At 58.8% G+C, this 15,144-nt stretch carries 11 protein-coding genes; 4 read left to right on the forward strand and 7 right to left on the reverse strand.

Annotated features, from left to right (window positions below):
• Positions 1-155 precede the first annotated feature (155 nt).
• On the reverse strand, positions 156-521 hold the full coding sequence (locus ACA061_RS26875; protein WP_497300312.1) for a DUF6124 family protein: 366 nt from the start codon (positions 519-521) through the stop codon (positions 156-158).
• A 502-nt stretch (positions 522-1,023) separates the two neighbouring features.
• Positions 1,024-1,923 carry a homocysteine S-methyltransferase family protein gene (locus tag ACA061_RS26880; protein ID WP_497300313.1) on the reverse strand — a complete coding sequence of 300 codons (900 nt, stop codon included), beginning with the start codon at positions 1,921-1,923 and terminating at the stop codon, positions 1,024-1,026.
• Positions 1,924-2,036: 113 nt separating this feature from the next.
• Between ACA061_RS26880 and ACA061_RS26885 the strand changes: the two genes are divergently transcribed.
• From ACA061_RS26885 to ACA061_RS26895, 3 genes are all read left to right on the forward strand, one after another.
• A complete protein-coding gene (locus tag ACA061_RS26885; protein ID WP_497300314.1) occupies positions 2,037-2,858 on the forward strand; it encodes an ABC transporter substrate-binding protein in 822 nt (273 codons plus the stop codon).
• A complete protein-coding gene (locus tag ACA061_RS26890; RefSeq protein WP_210700715.1) occupies positions 2,855-3,691 on the forward strand; it encodes an amino acid ABC transporter permease in 837 nt (278 codons plus the stop codon). Before ACA061_RS26885 ends, ACA061_RS26890 begins: the two co-directional genes overlap by 4 nt.
• Before the next feature lie 252 nt (positions 3,692-3,943).
• Positions 3,944-6,313 carry an autotransporter outer membrane beta-barrel domain-containing protein gene (locus ACA061_RS26895; RefSeq protein WP_497300315.1) on the forward strand — a complete coding sequence of 790 codons (2,370 nt, stop codon included), beginning with the start codon at positions 3,944-3,946 and terminating at the stop codon, positions 6,311-6,313.
• Positions 6,314-6,474: 161 nt separating this feature from the next.
• On the opposite strand, the gene oadA is transcribed toward ACA061_RS26895, so the two are convergent.
• Both oadA and ACA061_RS26905 read right to left on the reverse strand, forming a co-directional pair.
• Positions 6,475-8,283 (reverse strand): sodium-extruding oxaloacetate decarboxylase subunit alpha, encoded by a 1,809-nt coding sequence (oadA, locus tag ACA061_RS26900; protein WP_210553309.1) that lies wholly within the window; start codon positions 8,281-8,283, stop codon positions 6,475-6,477.
• An 11-nt stretch (positions 8,284-8,294) separates the two neighbouring features.
• A complete protein-coding gene (locus ACA061_RS26905) occupies positions 8,295-9,710 on the reverse strand; it encodes an acetyl-CoA carboxylase biotin carboxylase subunit (RefSeq protein ID WP_042561843.1) in 1,416 nt (471 codons plus the stop codon).
• Between the two features lie 190 nt (positions 9,711-9,900).
• On the opposite strand from ACA061_RS26905, the gene ACA061_RS26910 reads away from it, so the two are divergent.
• Positions 9,901-10,863 carry a LysR family transcriptional regulator gene (locus ACA061_RS26910; protein WP_497300316.1) on the forward strand — a complete coding sequence of 321 codons (963 nt, stop codon included), beginning with the start codon at positions 9,901-9,903 and terminating at the stop codon, positions 10,861-10,863.
• Here ACA061_RS26910 and ACA061_RS26915 read toward each other — a convergent pair.
• From ACA061_RS26915 to ACA061_RS26925, 3 genes are all read right to left on the reverse strand, one after another.
• On the reverse strand, positions 10,805-11,017 hold the full coding sequence (locus ACA061_RS26915) for a PA3496 family putative envelope integrity protein (protein WP_047304266.1): 213 nt from the start codon (positions 11,015-11,017) through the stop codon (positions 10,805-10,807). The genes ACA061_RS26910 and ACA061_RS26915 overlap by 59 nt on opposite strands.
• A 183-nt stretch (positions 11,018-11,200) precedes the next feature.
• Entirely contained in the window at positions 11,201-12,067 is an 867-nt protein-coding gene (gene hexR / locus ACA061_RS26920) for a transcriptional regulator HexR (protein ID WP_150603608.1), read from the reverse strand.
• Between the two features lie 127 nt (positions 12,068-12,194).
• The gene (locus ACA061_RS26925; protein ID WP_497300317.1) at positions 12,195-15,068 is read right to left on the reverse strand and encodes a putative bifunctional diguanylate cyclase/phosphodiesterase; all 2,874 of its coding nucleotides are present in this window, start codon (positions 15,066-15,068) and stop codon (positions 12,195-12,197) included.
• Between the last annotated feature and the right edge of the window lie 76 nt (positions 15,069-15,144).

Raw genomic sequence — 15,144 nt, forward strand, 5'->3', positions numbered from 1 at the left:
GCATTTTAGCGAAGAGTTTTTCGTAATAACTGCAATATAGTGCATATTTAATTGAGAGCCACGAATACATCTGCAACAAAATGCAGAAAAGCACCCACAACGTCTTTCCCTATCCATGTGCTGGCGGACATGCGCATACACCGCCAGCGCGTTGATCACTCCGTTGGCACTAACCTGTCCAGCACCCGATTAACCGCCAGCTCTGCCAGCATCACCACCTGAGCGATGCCTTGCAGGGTTTTGCGGTGGGTACCTTCAACCTGCGCGATATGGTTGTTGATGATGACGGTGGCCGAGCCGAGGGTTTCACTGGCATCTACCAGCAGCGACTCGTTGTCGGCCTCGGGACTTGCCATGTACAGCGTGTTGGGTTTGTAAGGCGTGGCCATGATGTCGGCCGCCGATGGGCGGAGATAGTGGTCGAGGGCGCGCTCGGCGGCTTCGTGAAGTTTCTTTGAATCGGGCGATTCGTAGGGGGATGCCGGATCTGTGACCGGCGGGTTAGGCGTTACTTTGAACATGGGGACTAACCTCTGGTAAGGCTGCGTCCTTCTCGCTGCTAAACGATTGGGTGGCAGCTGTGCGCAAGTTAGCAGACCGGTAGTCACCCAAAACCCGGCGCACCCGAAGGTGCCATGCGCACAGCCACCATCGAGCGCAGGCAAATGCCTGACTGGATGAGACTCGTACGACTGGGCAACTGCCGGGCTGCTAAACCCGATCACTGGGAATCAGTGACCCGATCAAGTTACGCAGCCCGCCCAGGGCGCACAAGCCGGCGGATTCTGGTGCATGCGTAGGCAGCGGCGCAAGGTTTTGTAGGTCGCAAGACGTAAAGCCAACAGGCTTTAAACAAGAGCGACGACAGAGGTTTACCGCACAAGAATAATTGGCGATTTATCTGTCTTGTTTCACCTACATGCCGATCAGGCACAGGCTCAAGGAGTCGCAATGCGTCCGTCATGCGGGATGGCTCCTACACCCTGTAGGAGCTGCCGCAGGCTGCGATCTTTTGATTTTGTCTTAAGCCAGTTTCTGCGCCAGCACCGCAATGTGCTCCGGGCCGATCCCGCAGCAACCGCCCAGGTGACTGGCGCCGCGCTGCTGCCATTCACGCGCCCAATGCAGATAACCCGGCGGATCGAGATCTTCGCGCAACGGATCGAGCCCGTCGTTGGCCGTGGCTTCTTTAGGCTGCGGCGGGAACGCATTGGCATACGCGCCGATGTGAATCTTCACCCCCAGACGTTCGAAGGTTTCACGCGCCGCATCAATCGCCGCGCCAATCACTTCCGGCTGGCTGCAATTGAATAGCAACGTTTCAACGCCCAACTCCGCTGCTACCGCAGCCGCTTCGGCCACAGGCTCGCCAGAACGCAAACGCGGTACGTCGTCAGTGTCTTCATCCTTCAAGGTAAACGACAGCCAGAACGGCTTGCCGTCCTGCGGCAGTCCGGCGTGGATGGCCCGCGCCTCGACAATCGAGCTCTGGGTTTCCGCCAGCCACAGGTCAACGTGCGGTGCCAGACCGTTGACCAATGGATTCAACAGTTCCGTGACCCGGGACGCGTCAAACAGATCAGGACGATATGAGCCGAACAACGGCGGCAACGAGCCCGCCACCCGCACGTTTTTGCCCGATGCCTGCACCGCACGCCACGCCAGTTCGCCAGCCAACGCTGCCAAAGCCTGACCTTCAGCGGCAAAACGCGCTTCGCCGATATGAAACGGCACCACTGCATAACTGTTGCTAGTGATCACGTCGGCACCACTGGCGATATAGGCAGCGTGTACAGCCTCGACCGCTTGCGGTGCTTCGCTCAGCGCCAGTGCCGACCATTCTGGCTGCCGAAATGGCGCCCCGGCTCGTTGCAACTCACGGCCCATGCCGCCATCAAGAATAACCGTGCTCGCTGCGCCCATATGCTTTTCACTCATATGCTTATGAAAATAACTCACTATCAGAGTCGTTCTTATAACTATTTAATACGCACCAATCGGTTAATAACAACTTCTTTTTTATTCAGGGATCGCCTGTGAAACTGCAACCACTACTGGCCCTCGGCCTGACGATTCTGGCCGCCTCAACCCAAGCCTTTGGTGGCACCACGCTGGATCGCGTCGAGCAGAAAAAAGAAATGGTCGGCGTGTTGATGGAAAGCTATCCACCCTTCTCGTTCCTCAACGAGCAGAACCAGCTCGACGGCTTTGACGTTGATGTGGCCAAAGCCGTGGCGGAAAAACTGGGGGTCAAGCTGAGTCTCGAAACACCGTCCTGGGACGTCATCGCTGCCGGCCGCTGGAGCGGCCGTTATGACATCTGCATCTGCTCGATGACCCCGAGCAAGGCCCGTGCTGAAGTGTTCGATTTCCCGGTCGAATACTACGCCTCGCCAGCCGTGATCGTGGTCAATGCCAAGGACGATCGCATCCACGGCGCCAAGGATCTGAGCGGCAAGAAAGTCGGCCTTACCAGCGCCTCAAGCTACGAAAGTTATCTCAACAAAAATCTGGTCATCGAAGGCGCGGAAGACACGCAGTTGCAGTACCCGTTCGAGGATGTGCAGATCGCCCCGTATGACACCGACAACGTCGCCTTCCAGGACTTGGGCCTGGGTGCCGGCGTGCGTCTGGATGCGATCCTCACCAACCTCGTCACTGCGCAGCCACGCTTGAATGAAGACAAACGCTTCAAGCTCGCCGGCGAAGCGCTGTACTCGGAGCCGAACTCGGTCGCCATCGAGAAGGGTGATGCGCAGTGGGACGCCAAGGTCCGCGAGGTCTTTGCCCAACTCAAACAGGACGGCACCCTGAGCAAGCTTTCGCAAAAATGGATCGGCGCCGACATCAGCCAATGACTTCTTTCCCGGTACCTCCCAAGCCACCGCAACCGGTGGCTGAATCACGCCTGTGTCGGCTGTTCGGTTTTCGTACGCGGCTGTACCTGACCTGGGCGGTGATGTTCTGCCTGTTCGCGGGATTCTTTCTGAGCTTCGACCTGAAGTTTTCGATCATCCTCGACAAGCTGCCCAACCTGGTCGGCCTGAAACTGGCACCTAATGGTTTCTTGCAGGGGGCAGCACTGACGCTGTTTCTGTGCCTGTGCTCAATCGTTGCTTCGGTGCTGCTGGGTTTCGTGACTGCGCTGGCGCGACTGTCGAAAAGTGCGGTGGCCTTCGGCATCGCCAGTTTCTACGCCTCATTCTTTCGCGGCACGCCGCTGCTGATCCAGATACTGCTGATCTATCTCGGCTTGCCGCAACTGGGCATCGTGCCCGGCGCCATCGTCGCCGGGATCATCGCCCTGTCACTCAACTATGGCGCGTACCTCAGCGAGATCTTCCGCGCCGGTATTCTTGGCGTCCCGTACGGCCAGCGAGAAGCATCGCTGGCGCTGGGCATGCGCGACTCAGTCATTCTCTGGCGCATTACGCTGCCTCAGGCCATGCGCACCATCATTCCGCCGACCACCAATCAATTCATTTCGATGCTGAAAGACTCGTCGTTGATCTCGGTGATGGGCGTCTGGGAAGTGATGTTTCTTGCGCAGTCGTATGGACGTTCAAGCTATCGCTACATCGAAATGCTGACCACGGCGGCCATTATTTACTGGTTGATGTCGATTGGGCTGGAGCTGATTCAGGCGCGGATGGAGCGGCATTACGGCAGGGCATACGTTCGCCGTACTTGAAGTGATCAATAACGCGTCAGGAGTTGATTGGGCAGTGGCATCTGAGCTTTTGACTGCTGAACAGTCGGCGACGTCCCGATAGATTGTAGGAAAAGGAAGCGCTGGATTCGGGTAAAACCACCGGCTGCGGATCTGGTGGAAATTTTCCACAAAATGATGCGACGTCGCCTGCAACGCTTCGGGAAGCAGCCGACATCGGATTCTTCGGTGCATCAATAGAGTTGGGTCTTCTTTCAGCAGAGACTTTACTTGATGGATGCTCAACACAAGTACCAAGCAAAAAAACTCGCGTTAGCAATCGCGCTGACGCTGGGGTGCACGCCCTTCACTTTTGCAGAACTCGCCCCTGATCCAGTACCGAGCGCTGAAGAATTGATCGGTATGCTCGACCACTTCGTCGCTGATCCTGACACCGTCAAGCATGACCCCATCAAAGCAAAGGTCGCTGCAATCGACGGTGTTTCCCTGACGCTTGATGACCGTAATGATCTGCTTACTTTAGGCAGCCGCGGCAATTTTGCCGGGCTGGTTGATGGCGCGGGCGGAGTGAATGTCCTACAACTCGATGGCGCGAGAGGAACGCTGGGGAAAACTGTTAACTTCAACGGTTTGCACGTCAAGCAAGGCACCTGGATTCGCAGTGGAGATGGCGATTTCGATCTTGGCGTTCTGGTCAGGTCAAAAGCATCATTGACCAATGATGGGAACATATTGGGGCAGGCAGTGACCGCGGGAATTCTGATCAACAAAGGGGCCATAGTTGGCGGAGCCACAGTATTGGGCGGCGGAGACCTTACCAACAAGGGACTGATTGACGGCACCGTCACCGTTCACGAAAAGGGACATTTCGCGGGTGGGGGCGCGTTGAGAAACCTGAACGTCCACGGGCGGCTTTCGGTTGATGAGGTGTATCACGCCCCGAAAGTGAGTGGAGACCTGAACCTGTCGCAAACAGCGGTTTTGTCCTACGCCGTTAATGCTGCGGGTAACAGTCCGACGATAGAAGTCGGCGGAACCGCCCGGCTTGGCGACGCAACCCTGAAACTCGTCACTGCCGGTGAGTACCCTAAAAGCTCCGAGCACACCATTCTCAATGCAAAAAAAGTCGAAGGGCGTTTTGTCAGCATCGAGAACAACCTGGCCTTCATGACGCCAGAGGTGCATTACGAAGATCAAAAAGTCGGGCTGACTTATTCCCGCAATGAAGTAGAAATTGAAAGTCTTGCGAATACAGAAAACGGTCGTGCGGTTGGCGGAGCTATAGATGCGCCAACCGAACCAACGCCATCCGCGATACCAACACCAACACCAACACCAACACCAACACTGTTGACTACCTCGACACCAATATCATTGCCGGCACCAGATGTAGCTTCAGTGCCAGATTCCGTCACAGCTTTAGCTCCCGCTCCTGCGTCAGTTGCTGTTCCTGTTGCTGCGGTTGATGTTGATCTTGATGTTGATGTTCCATCCGTAGTTGCAACATCGTCGACAACGCACTCTCCAGTGCCGGTTGAATCCTTTGTCGAGCGCGCCCCCCAAAACGTCGAACAACCGGCAGCTCAACCGCAAAAACCGGTAAATGCTGCGGTCACCGCGTTACTGGCCAGCGATAAAACTACTGCCCCCGTCGCCCTCGAACAACTCGCGGCCGGCAGCAACGCCAACCTCGCAAAAGCCACGTTAAGCAGCATCAACCCCGTGAGCGCTAGCATGCTGTCAGCCATGCGCCAACTCGACCATCGCACGGGCGCAGCTTACGGCTCGGGCAATTCACCTCGCGAAGCTGCCGGCAGTGCAGATTCCGGGCGAGTCTGGGTTCAGGCATTGGGCCATGGCGGCAAGGTTGATCGCGAGTACGACAGCACCCTGAAACACGCCACCCAAGGCTTGGTCATGGGCGCTGACTGGCGGCTCAATGAGCAATGGCATATCGGTCTGCTGGGTGGCAAATCCCAGACCAAATTCGATGCCCGCCAATACGATGGCGACCTCGACAGCTGGCACGTTGGCGCCTACGCCGTGCGCCAGGATGGTCCACTGGCCCTGCGCCTGGGTGCCACTTACGCCAACCATGACGGCAGCAGCAAACGTCGGGTGGCGTTCAACGGATTCAGCGATCGCCTCAAAGGCAACTACAACGCCAACACCCAGCAAGCCTTCGCCGAGCTGGGCTTCAACTTCGGCCGCAACGACGTGACACTCGAACCGTTCGCCAGCCTCGGCTACCAACGTTATCAACGTGACAGCCACAGTGAAAAGGGTGGTGATGCGGCGCTGAAAGTCTTTGGGCAAACCCGCGACAATCTCAGCAGTACCTTCGGCCTGCGCACGGCAAAAATCCACACACTGGACAACGGCATGAGCCTGACGCCGCGATTGAGCGCCGGGTGGAAACACACCTTTGGCGAACTCGACAGCGACACCGGCCAGCAACTGGTCAAGGGCGGTAAACGCTTCACCGTGACCGGTGCAGAACTGGATCGCAACAGCCTGGGCGTCGATGCGGGTCTGGACCTCGGACTGTCGACCAACCACACACTGGGCGTGGCAGTCACGGGCGAGTTCGGCAGCGAAAGCCGCAATCGCGGCGTGATGGGCCAGTGGCGCATGGCGTTCTAAGTCGCTTCCTGTAGGAGCTGCCGGAGGCTGCGATCCTTTGATCTTCGCTTTAAAAGATCAAAAGATCGCAGCCTGCGGCAGCTCCTACAGGTGAAAAATCAGAAAAAAAAGGGGAGCACATGCCCCCCCGAGGTTTAAAGCGTTGGATCGCGGCGGTTATCTCAGCCTTCGATCTCGATCAGGATTTCGCCCGGGTTCACCCGGTCGCCCTTGGCCACATGAATCGCCGTAACCTTACCGGCGATGGCGGCCTGAACTTCGGTTTCCATCTTCATGGCTTCGGTGATCAGCACAGCCTGGCCCGCCTTGACGGTGTCGCCTTCCTTGACCAGCACATCGACGATGTTGCCGGGCATGGTGGTGCTGACGTGGCCCGGTGCCGAGGCCTGTTTGCGCTTGCTGCTGCCGCCGCCGACGAATTCGTTAAGCGGTTCAAACACCACTTCTTCCGGCATGCCATCGATGGACAGGTAGAAGTGGCGCTTGCCTTCAGCCTTGACGCCGACACCCGTGATATCGACGCGGTAAGTCTCGCCGTGGACGTCGATGACGAACTCGGTCGGTACACCTTCGCCACCGGCCGACGTCACTGCGCCCGCCTCTGGAATCGGCAGCAGCACTTCCGGCACGAGAGTACCGGCGGCACGCTCTTCGAGGAACTTGCGACCGATGTCCGGGAACATGGCGAAGGTCAGCACGTCTTCTTCCGACTTGGCCAATGCACCGATATCGGCACGCAGCTTGGTCATTTCCGGTTTGAGCAGATCGGCCGGACGTACATCGATCACTTCTTCGCTGCCAATGGCCTGACGACGCAGTTTTTCGTTCACCACGCCCGGCGCTTTGCCGTAGCCGCCCTGCAGGTAGAGCTTCACTTCGTTGGTGATGGTTTTGTAGCGCTCGCCGGCCAGCACGTTGAAGAACGCCTGGGTGCCGACGATCTGCGAAGTCGGGGTGACCAGCGGCGGGAAGCCGAGGTCTTCACGCACGCGCGGGATTTCCGCCAGCACTTCAGCCATGCGGTTCAACGCGCCCTGCTCTTTCAACTGGTTGGCCAGGTTGGAAATCATCCCGCCCGGCACCTGGTTGACTTGCACGCGAGTGTCGACAGCAGTGAATTCGCTTTCGAACTGGTGGTACTTCTTGCGCACGGCGTAGAAGTACAGGCCGATCTCTTGCAGCAGTTCAAGGTTCAGACCGGTATCGAACTCGGAGCCCTTGAGCGCAGCCACCATCGACTCGGTGCCTGGATGGCTGGTGCCAGAGGCGAAGCTGGAGATCGCGGTGTCGATGTGGTCAGCGCCGTTTTCGATTGCCTTGAGTTGGCACATCGTCGCCAGACCGGCGGTGTCATGCGAGTGAATGAACACCGGCAGCGACTGTTCGGCTTTCAATGCCCGGACCAGTTCGCCAGTGGCGTACGGCGTCAGCAGACCGGCCATGTCCTTGATCGCTACCGAGTCGCAACCCATGGCTTCCATTTGTTTGGCTTGGGCCACGAAAGCGTCAATCGTGTGCACCGGGCTGGTGGTGTAGGCGATGGTGCCCTGAGCGTGCTTACCGGCAGCTTTCACCGCTTCGATGGCCACGCGCAGGTTACGCACGTCGTTCATCGCGTCGAAGATGCGGAACACGTCGATGCCATTGACCGCTGCCTTGGCGACGAACGCTTTGACCACGTCATCGCTGTAATGGCGATAGCCCAACAGGTTCTGGCCACGCAGGAGCATTTGCAGACGCGTGTTAGGCAACGCGGCGCGCAGTTGACGCAGACGCTCCCACGGATCTTCTTTCAGAAAGCGGACGCAGGCGTCGAAGGTTGCGCCGCCCCAGCATTCCAGCGACCAGTAGCCGACTTTGTCGAGCTTGTCGCAGATCGGCAGCATGTCTTCGGTGCGCATGCGGGTGGCGAGCAGCGATTGGTGAGCGTCGCGCAGGATGGTGTCGGTAACGAAGATCTTTTTGCTCATTGTTGTATTCCTCACAGGCCTGCGTGGGCGGCGATGGCGGCGGCGATGGCCAGGGCCAGCTCTTCGGGTTTGCGCTTGATCGAGTAGTTGGTCAGTTCAGGGTGGCTTTCAACGAAGCTGGTATTGAACTGGCCGCTACGGAATTCCGGATTGCGCAGGATTTCCTGGTAGTACGCGGCAGTGGTCTTCACGCCTTGCAGACGCATGTCGTCGAGAGCACGCAGGCCACGGTCCATCGCCTCTTCCCAGGTCAGTGCCCAGACCACCAGTTTCAGGCACATCGAGTCGTAGAACGGCGGAATGGTGTAGCCGGTGTAGATCGCCGTGTCGGTGCGCACGCCCGGCCCACCGGGGGCGTAGTAACGGGTGATCTTGCCGAAGCTCGGCAGGAAGTTGTTTTTCGGGTCTTCGGCGTTGATGCGGAACTGCAACGCGAAACCACGGTGCTGAATGTCTTCCTGCTTGACCGAAAGCGGCAGGCCGGAAGCAATGCGGATCTGCTCGCGGACGATGTCGATCCCGGTGATTTCTTCGGTGATGGTGTGTTCCACCTGCACCCGGGTGTTCATCTCCATGAAGTACACCTCGCCCTCGGCGAGCAGGAACTCCACGGTGCCGGCGTTCTCGTAGCCCACGGCTTTGGCTGCACGCACCGACAGGTCGCCGATGTAGGCGCGCTGTTCCGGGGTCAGTTGCGGGCTCGGGGCGATTTCGATCAGCTTCTGGTTACGACGCTGGATGGAGCAGTCACGCTCGAACAGATGCACGACGTTGCCGAAGCTGTCGCCGAGGATCTGCGCTTCGATGTGTTTGGGATTGACGATGCATTTTTCCAGGAACACTTCCGCCGAACCGAAGGCCTTGGTGGCCTCGGAGATAACGCGGGGAAAATTCTGTTCGAGTTCTTCGCGACTGTTGCAGCGACGGATACCGCGACCGCCACCACCGGAGGTGGCCTTGAGCATCACCGGATAGCCGATGCGGTCACCTTCGGTCAGGGCTTCGGCGATGTCCGCCACGTTGCCCTCGGTGCCCGGCGTAACCGGCACGCCAGCCTTGATCATGCTACGGCGCGCTTCAGTCTTGTCGCCCATGCGGCGAATGACTTCTGCCGACGGGCCGATGAATTTGATTCCGCGCTCGGCGCAGATGTCTGCCAGTTCGGCGTTTTCCGACAGGAAACCGTAACCGGGGTGCAGTGCATCGCAACCGGTTTCCACCGCCAGATTTACCAGCTTGCGCGGGTTGAGATAACCGGCCAGTGGTTCGGCACCGATGCTGTGAGCCTCATCCGCACGCTTCACATGCAGCGCATGCCGGTCGGCGTCGGAAAAAATCGCAACAGAGCGAATGCCCATTTCGGCGCAGGCTCGCACGATTCGTACGGCAATCTCACCACGGTTGGCGATCAGGATCTTTTTTATCACTTGGAGGTTCCCTTGAGCCGGTGGCACCACGACCTGCTAGACCCAGGTCGACGCGTGACCAAATGTTTCAATCTGGTCGCGACTCCACACTAGCGCTCGCAAGGGATTAACAAAAATGAATAATTATTGGGTCAGGCATAAGTAAACACTTATAGTTGAAACATCCGCCCGCACCCAGAGCCTGAATAAAATGCGTAAGTCACTGATGCGTATGACATTACGCCAGTTACAGATCTTCAATGAAGTGTGTGATTTACGCTCCTACAGCCGCGCAGCCGAGGAAATGTCGCTCACACAACCGGCCGTGAGCCTACAGATTCGTCAGCTCGAAGAGCTGATCGGGCAGCCATTATTCGATTATGTCGGCAAAAAACTCTACATGACCGAGGCCGCCGAAGCCCTTCAGCGCGCCAGCCGAGACATTTTCGGGCGCCTGGAAAACCTCGACATGCAGTTGTCGGACATGCAGGGCTCGCTGCAGGGCCAACTGAAACTGGCAGTGGAATCGAGCGCGAAGTATTTCGTGCCGCATCTGTTCGCGGCGTTCAAGCGCCAGAATCCGGAAGTTAATCTGCAACTGACCGTGGTCAATCGCGGCCAGGTGATCCGGCGTCTTTCCGACAACCGCGATGATCTGGTGATCATGTCGATGGTGCCGCAAGACATGGGGTTGGAGTTTCTGCCGTTCCTCAATAATCCGATTGTCGCCGTGGCTCTCCCGGATCATCCGCTGGCGCATATGGGGCCGCTGCGTTTGCAGGATCTTGAGCCGTACACGCTACTGATCCGCGAACCCGGCTCGGGTACGCGACTGGCGTGCGAAGAGTATTTCAAAGAGAAGCGCGTGCATTTCACCCAGACTCAGGAAGTGGCCTCGGCCGAAGCGCAGCGTGAATGCGTGGCAGCGGGTCTGGGCCTGGCGCTGTTGACGCGCCACGCCCTGAACCTTGAGCTGGCGACCGGCGGCCTGGTCGAGTTGCCGGTCGAGGAGTTGCCGCTGCTGCGTAGCTGGTGCCTGGTGCAAGCCAAAGCCAAGCGCTTGTCACCGGTGGCGCATGCCTTCCTGGCGTTTATCCGCAGCGAACGCGTGCAGATCAGCGCGCTGGTTGAGCGCTTCGACGGGAAGCTGCCGGTGCTGCCTGCCAATAATTGAGTTCGACTTCCTCGGGAAAACCGCCGATTTCGGCCTGAAGCTGACGAAGTTCATAGCGATCTTCGATGGCGCGACGAAATTCCATACGGCGCTGGTCTTCTTGCTGACGACGGGTTTTCGCTGCGCTGTTGCGTTCTTCGTAGGGCTGAGCCATTTCGAGTCTCCCAAGGCGTTTACGGGAGTTTCACGATAGGCGCGGGGGATGACGGTTTGGCTGCGTCGTGGTTACAGACTGATGAAGGTTTGCATCAAAAAGCAAAAGATCGCTGCCTTCGGCAGCTCCTACAAGGGAATGCGTACACCCGTAGGAGCTGCCGAAGGCTGCGATCTTTTGATCTTAGTCATCCAGTGCTTTCACAGCTTTTGGCGACAGACGCAAGCTCCGCAGACTGCGCTTCACGCTCTTGAGGTGGTTGACCAGGCTCGGACCACGCGCCATGGCCACGCCCATCGCCAGCACGTCGATTACCACCAGGTGAGCAATGCGCGAAGTCAGCGGCGTATAGATTTCGGTGTCTTCGTGCACATCGATCGCCAGATTGACCGTCGACAGTTCCGCCAATGGCGTCTGGCTCGGGCACAGGGTGATCAGCGAAGCACCGCTCTCGCGCACAAGATTGGCGGTGATCAGCAAATCCTTGGAGCGCCCGGACTGGGAAATGCAGATCGCCACGTCAGTCGGCTTCAACGTCACCGCCGACATCGCCTGCATGTGCGGATCGGAATACGCCGCCGCCGTCAGCAGCAGGCGGAAGAACTTGTGCTGCGCATCCGCTGCCACCGCACCCGACGCGCCAAAGCCATAGAACTCGACGCGCTGCGCCTGCGACATCAAGCTCACCGCACGCTGCAATTCCACCGGATCGAGCTTCTCGCGAACCTCCATCAACGTGTGCAACGTGGTGTCGAAAATCTTCAGGCTGTAATCAGCGACCGAGTCGTCTTCGTGGATCGCGAACTGGCCGAAGCTGGCACCGGCGGCCAGGCTTTGCGCCAGTTTCAGTTTCAAATCCTGAAAGCCGGAACAACCGATGGCGCGACAAAAGCGCACGATGGTCGGCTCACTGATGCCGACATTGTGGGCCAGGTCGGCCATGGAACTGTGCATCACTGCCGCAGGGTCAAGCAGCACGTGGTCGGCGACCTTGAGCTCCGACTTGCGTAACAGGTGACGTGACTGGGCGATGTGTTGCAGCAGATTCAAGGGGCTGGACTCTTCTTATGGTCGGGGATGTAGCAAGCTTGTAGTTATACTACATGAATTGGCTTTTTGCCTGCTCAATGCGTAACTCCATGTCCCCATATCAGGCGCGATGGCGTGCATGTAGCCCTTATAGCGGGTTTTCCTGTGTACGCAAAAGCCCGGCCAGAGCGGCAGCTTCAACGGGTCGACTGATCAGATAACCCTGCACTTCATCACAACGCTCGGCGCGCAAAAACTCCAGCTGTTCCTCGCGCTCTACCCCCTCAGCCACCACTTTCAGCGACAGCCCATGGGCCATGGCGATGATCGCCCGGGTGATCGCCGCATCTTCACTGCCCTCGCCCAAACCACGAATGAACGCTTGATCGATCTTCACGTAATCCACCGGGATGCGCTTGAGATAACTCAGCGATGAATACCCGGTGCCGAAATCGTCGATGGCGAGTTTCACGCCCAGATCGCGCAGTTGCTGGAACGTCGCGATGATGTGTTCAACGCTGTCGAGCAGCTGACTTTCGGTCAGTTCGAGTTCGAGGTAGTGCGGCGCCAGCCCGGTTTCTTCCAGAACTTGTCGCACCAGACTGACCAGCTTGCCTTGACGCAACTGGTGCACCGACAGGTTCACCGAAACGCGAATCGGCGCGAGCCCCTGACGCTGCCATTCGCACGCCTGCCAGCAAGCCTGGCGCAGCACGAATTCGCCGATCGGCCCGATCAATCCGGTTTCTTCGGCCAGCCCGATGAAGTCCCCCGGCGGCACCTGACCCATGCTCGGATGATCCCAGCGCACCAGGGCTTCCGCCGCATTCAAGCGCCCCGACTCCAGGCACAGCTTGGGCTGATAGAACACCTGTAATTGCTTCTCATCGATGGCTTTGCGCAACTGGTTTTCCAGCTGCAATCGCTCAAGGGTGCTGGCCTGCAGGCTTTCGGTGTAGAACTGGAAATTGTTGCCGCCCAGATGTTTGGCATGTTGCATGGCCATGTTCGACTGGCTGACCAGCGCGGAGATCTCCCGCGCATTGTCCGGCAGCATGCTAATGCCCATCGAGGCGCTGACCACCAATTCGTGCCCGTCCACGGTCAGCGGCAGGCGCAGCTTGGCCGACAGCCGTGTGGCGACCCGCGCCAGACTCGACAGGTTGCCGTAGGCATCGAACAGCACAGCGAACTCGTCGCCAGATAAGCGGGCGATCGTGTCGGCTTCCGGCAAGGCGTTGACCAATCGGCGAGCCATCTTCTGCAGCATCTGGTCAGCGATTTCATGGCCCAGGCTGTCGTTGAGCAGTTTGAAGCGATCAAGATTGATGTGCAGCAGCGCCAGACTGCGCCGTCCGCCCTGCCGAAACCGTTGGTGGGCTTCATGCAGCCGTTCGCGAAACAACGAGCGGTTGGCCAGGCCGGTAAGTTCGTCGTAGTGCGTCAAATAACGCATGCGCTCTTCGGATTCACGCCGCGCGGAAAGATCGGCGAAGAAGCCAACAATGTGACTTACATTTCCCCGACTATCGCGCACCGCGTTGAGTTGAAGCCATTGCGGATAAAGTTCGCCGTTCTTGCGGGTCTCTACCAATTCGCCCTGCCAACTGCCGTGCTGCTCCAGCGCGGTGCGGATGGCGACGTAATGGCGGCGGGCATCGCGACTGCACGGCAGCTCGACCACGTTGCGCCCGAGCATTTCATCAATGCCGTAACCGGTGACCCGGCTGAACGCCTGATTGATCGCGATCAGTGCGTAATTCGGGTCGAAAATCACAATGCCTTCGCTGGCCGCCTCGAACACCGTTGCCGCTAGGCGCTGCTGCTCTTCAAGGCTCTTGCTGGCGCTGATATCGCGGCGGGTGCCGACCATGCGGATCACCCGCCCGCTTTCACTGCGCTCTACGGCGCGGCCCCGGTCCTCGATCCAGACCCAATGGCCATCGCCGTGACGCACGCGGTATTCGATCTGATAGTCCTCGCTGCGGCCCTTCAGATGCTCGATCAACGCCTGTTTGAGGGGCGGCACATCTTCGGGGTGCAGCCGCGGTTTGAGGTCGCGCAGGATGGCGGTGACGTATTCCGGGGCCAGGCCGAACAGCTCCTGGATCTGCGTGTGGTGGACTTCGTCAGTTTGCAGATTCCAGTCCCATAGCCCCAACTCACTGGCCTTCAACGCCAGCGCCAAACGCGTTTCGCTTTTGCTCAAGGCCTGATTGGCGGCGTCCAGCTCGCGGCTGCGCAGGGCGACGCGGTCTTCCAGCTTGACCTGCGCTTCGCGCAACTTGCCCTCGGCGCAGCGCCGGTGGTCGATTTCTGTCGCCAGTTCCTGATTGAGCTGCTCGCTGCGCGCCTGCGTCTGTTGCAGATGCTCGATCAGGTGCTGATTCTGGAAGCGCCGCAGCAAACCACGATCGATCAGACGATTGACCTGCCACGCCACCACGCTCAGCGATCCCAGCAGAATCAGCCCGAGCCAGCCCCAACCGCGCGCCAGCTCGTCGCCGCCCCAAAACAGATAACCGATCGCCGGCAGCAGACAGGGCAAGGTAAACGACAGAAATGCCGGCAGGCTCACCGCGTAGGCGACACTGGCCGACAGGGTCGCGGCGCCGATCAGGCCGAAAACCCAGGCTTGCTGCATGAAGTTGTCGGCGGGCACAAGCGCGATGCCCGCACCGGCCAGGGTCAGGCCGGTCATGGTCGAGCCGAGCAGGAACATCCGGCGCCAGATCGGCTGGGCCTGCCGGTTGGGGATCGCGGAGTCGAACGCGGCTACCTGAATCACCCGTAAAGCCACCAGCGACAACAACCACACCAGCCAGACGCTGACCACGAAATAGCGCTGCGGGCTCCAGAGCAAACCGGCGCAGACCAGACCATTGATCAACATGAACAGCGTGGGCAATAAAGAGCCCTGATACAGCAGACGCGTGCGCTCGACCGCCATCTCGACGGCGTAGTGCTTGCGGATAACCCGGGGTTCCACAGAGGGGCCCGACAGTTCGGCGCTGAGGGTCATGGGCAACGTTCTTGTTCTTATAAGGGGGCGTGCGCCCGAAACGTGGACGGAGCATACACAAGCCGATCCCGTTGCC

The sequence above is a fragment of the Pseudomonas sp. LBUM1668 genome (assembly GCF_059695715.1).

Excerpts from the sequence above, each read along its gene's own strand:
- ACA061_RS26890 (WP_210700715.1), top strand. The coding sequence starts at position 2,855 with ATGACTTCTTTCCCGGTACCTCCCAAGCCACCGCAACCGGTGGCTGAA.
- ACA061_RS26910 (WP_497300316.1), top strand. The coding sequence starts at position 9,901 with ATGCGTAAGTCACTGATGCGTATGACATTACGCCAGTTACAGATCTTC.
- ACA061_RS26880 (WP_497300313.1), bottom strand. The coding sequence starts at position 1,923 with ATGGGCGCAGCGAGCACGGTTATTCTTGATGGCGGCATGGGCCGTGAG.
- oadA (WP_210553309.1), bottom strand. The coding sequence starts at position 8,283 with ATGAGCAAAAAGATCTTCGTTACCGACACCATCCTGCGCGACGCTCAC.
- ACA061_RS26915 (WP_047304266.1), bottom strand. The coding sequence starts at position 11,017 with ATGGCTCAGCCCTACGAAGAACGCAACAGCGCAGCGAAAACCCGTCGT.
- ACA061_RS26895 (WP_497300315.1), top strand. The coding sequence starts at position 3,944 with ATGGATGCTCAACACAAGTACCAAGCAAAAAAACTCGCGTTAGCAATC.
- ACA061_RS26875 (WP_497300312.1), bottom strand. The coding sequence starts at position 521 with ATGTTCAAAGTAACGCCTAACCCGCCGGTCACAGATCCGGCATCCCCC.
- ACA061_RS26925 (WP_497300317.1), bottom strand. The coding sequence starts at position 15,068 with ATGACCCTCAGCGCCGAACTGTCGGGCCCCTCTGTGGAACCCCGGGTT.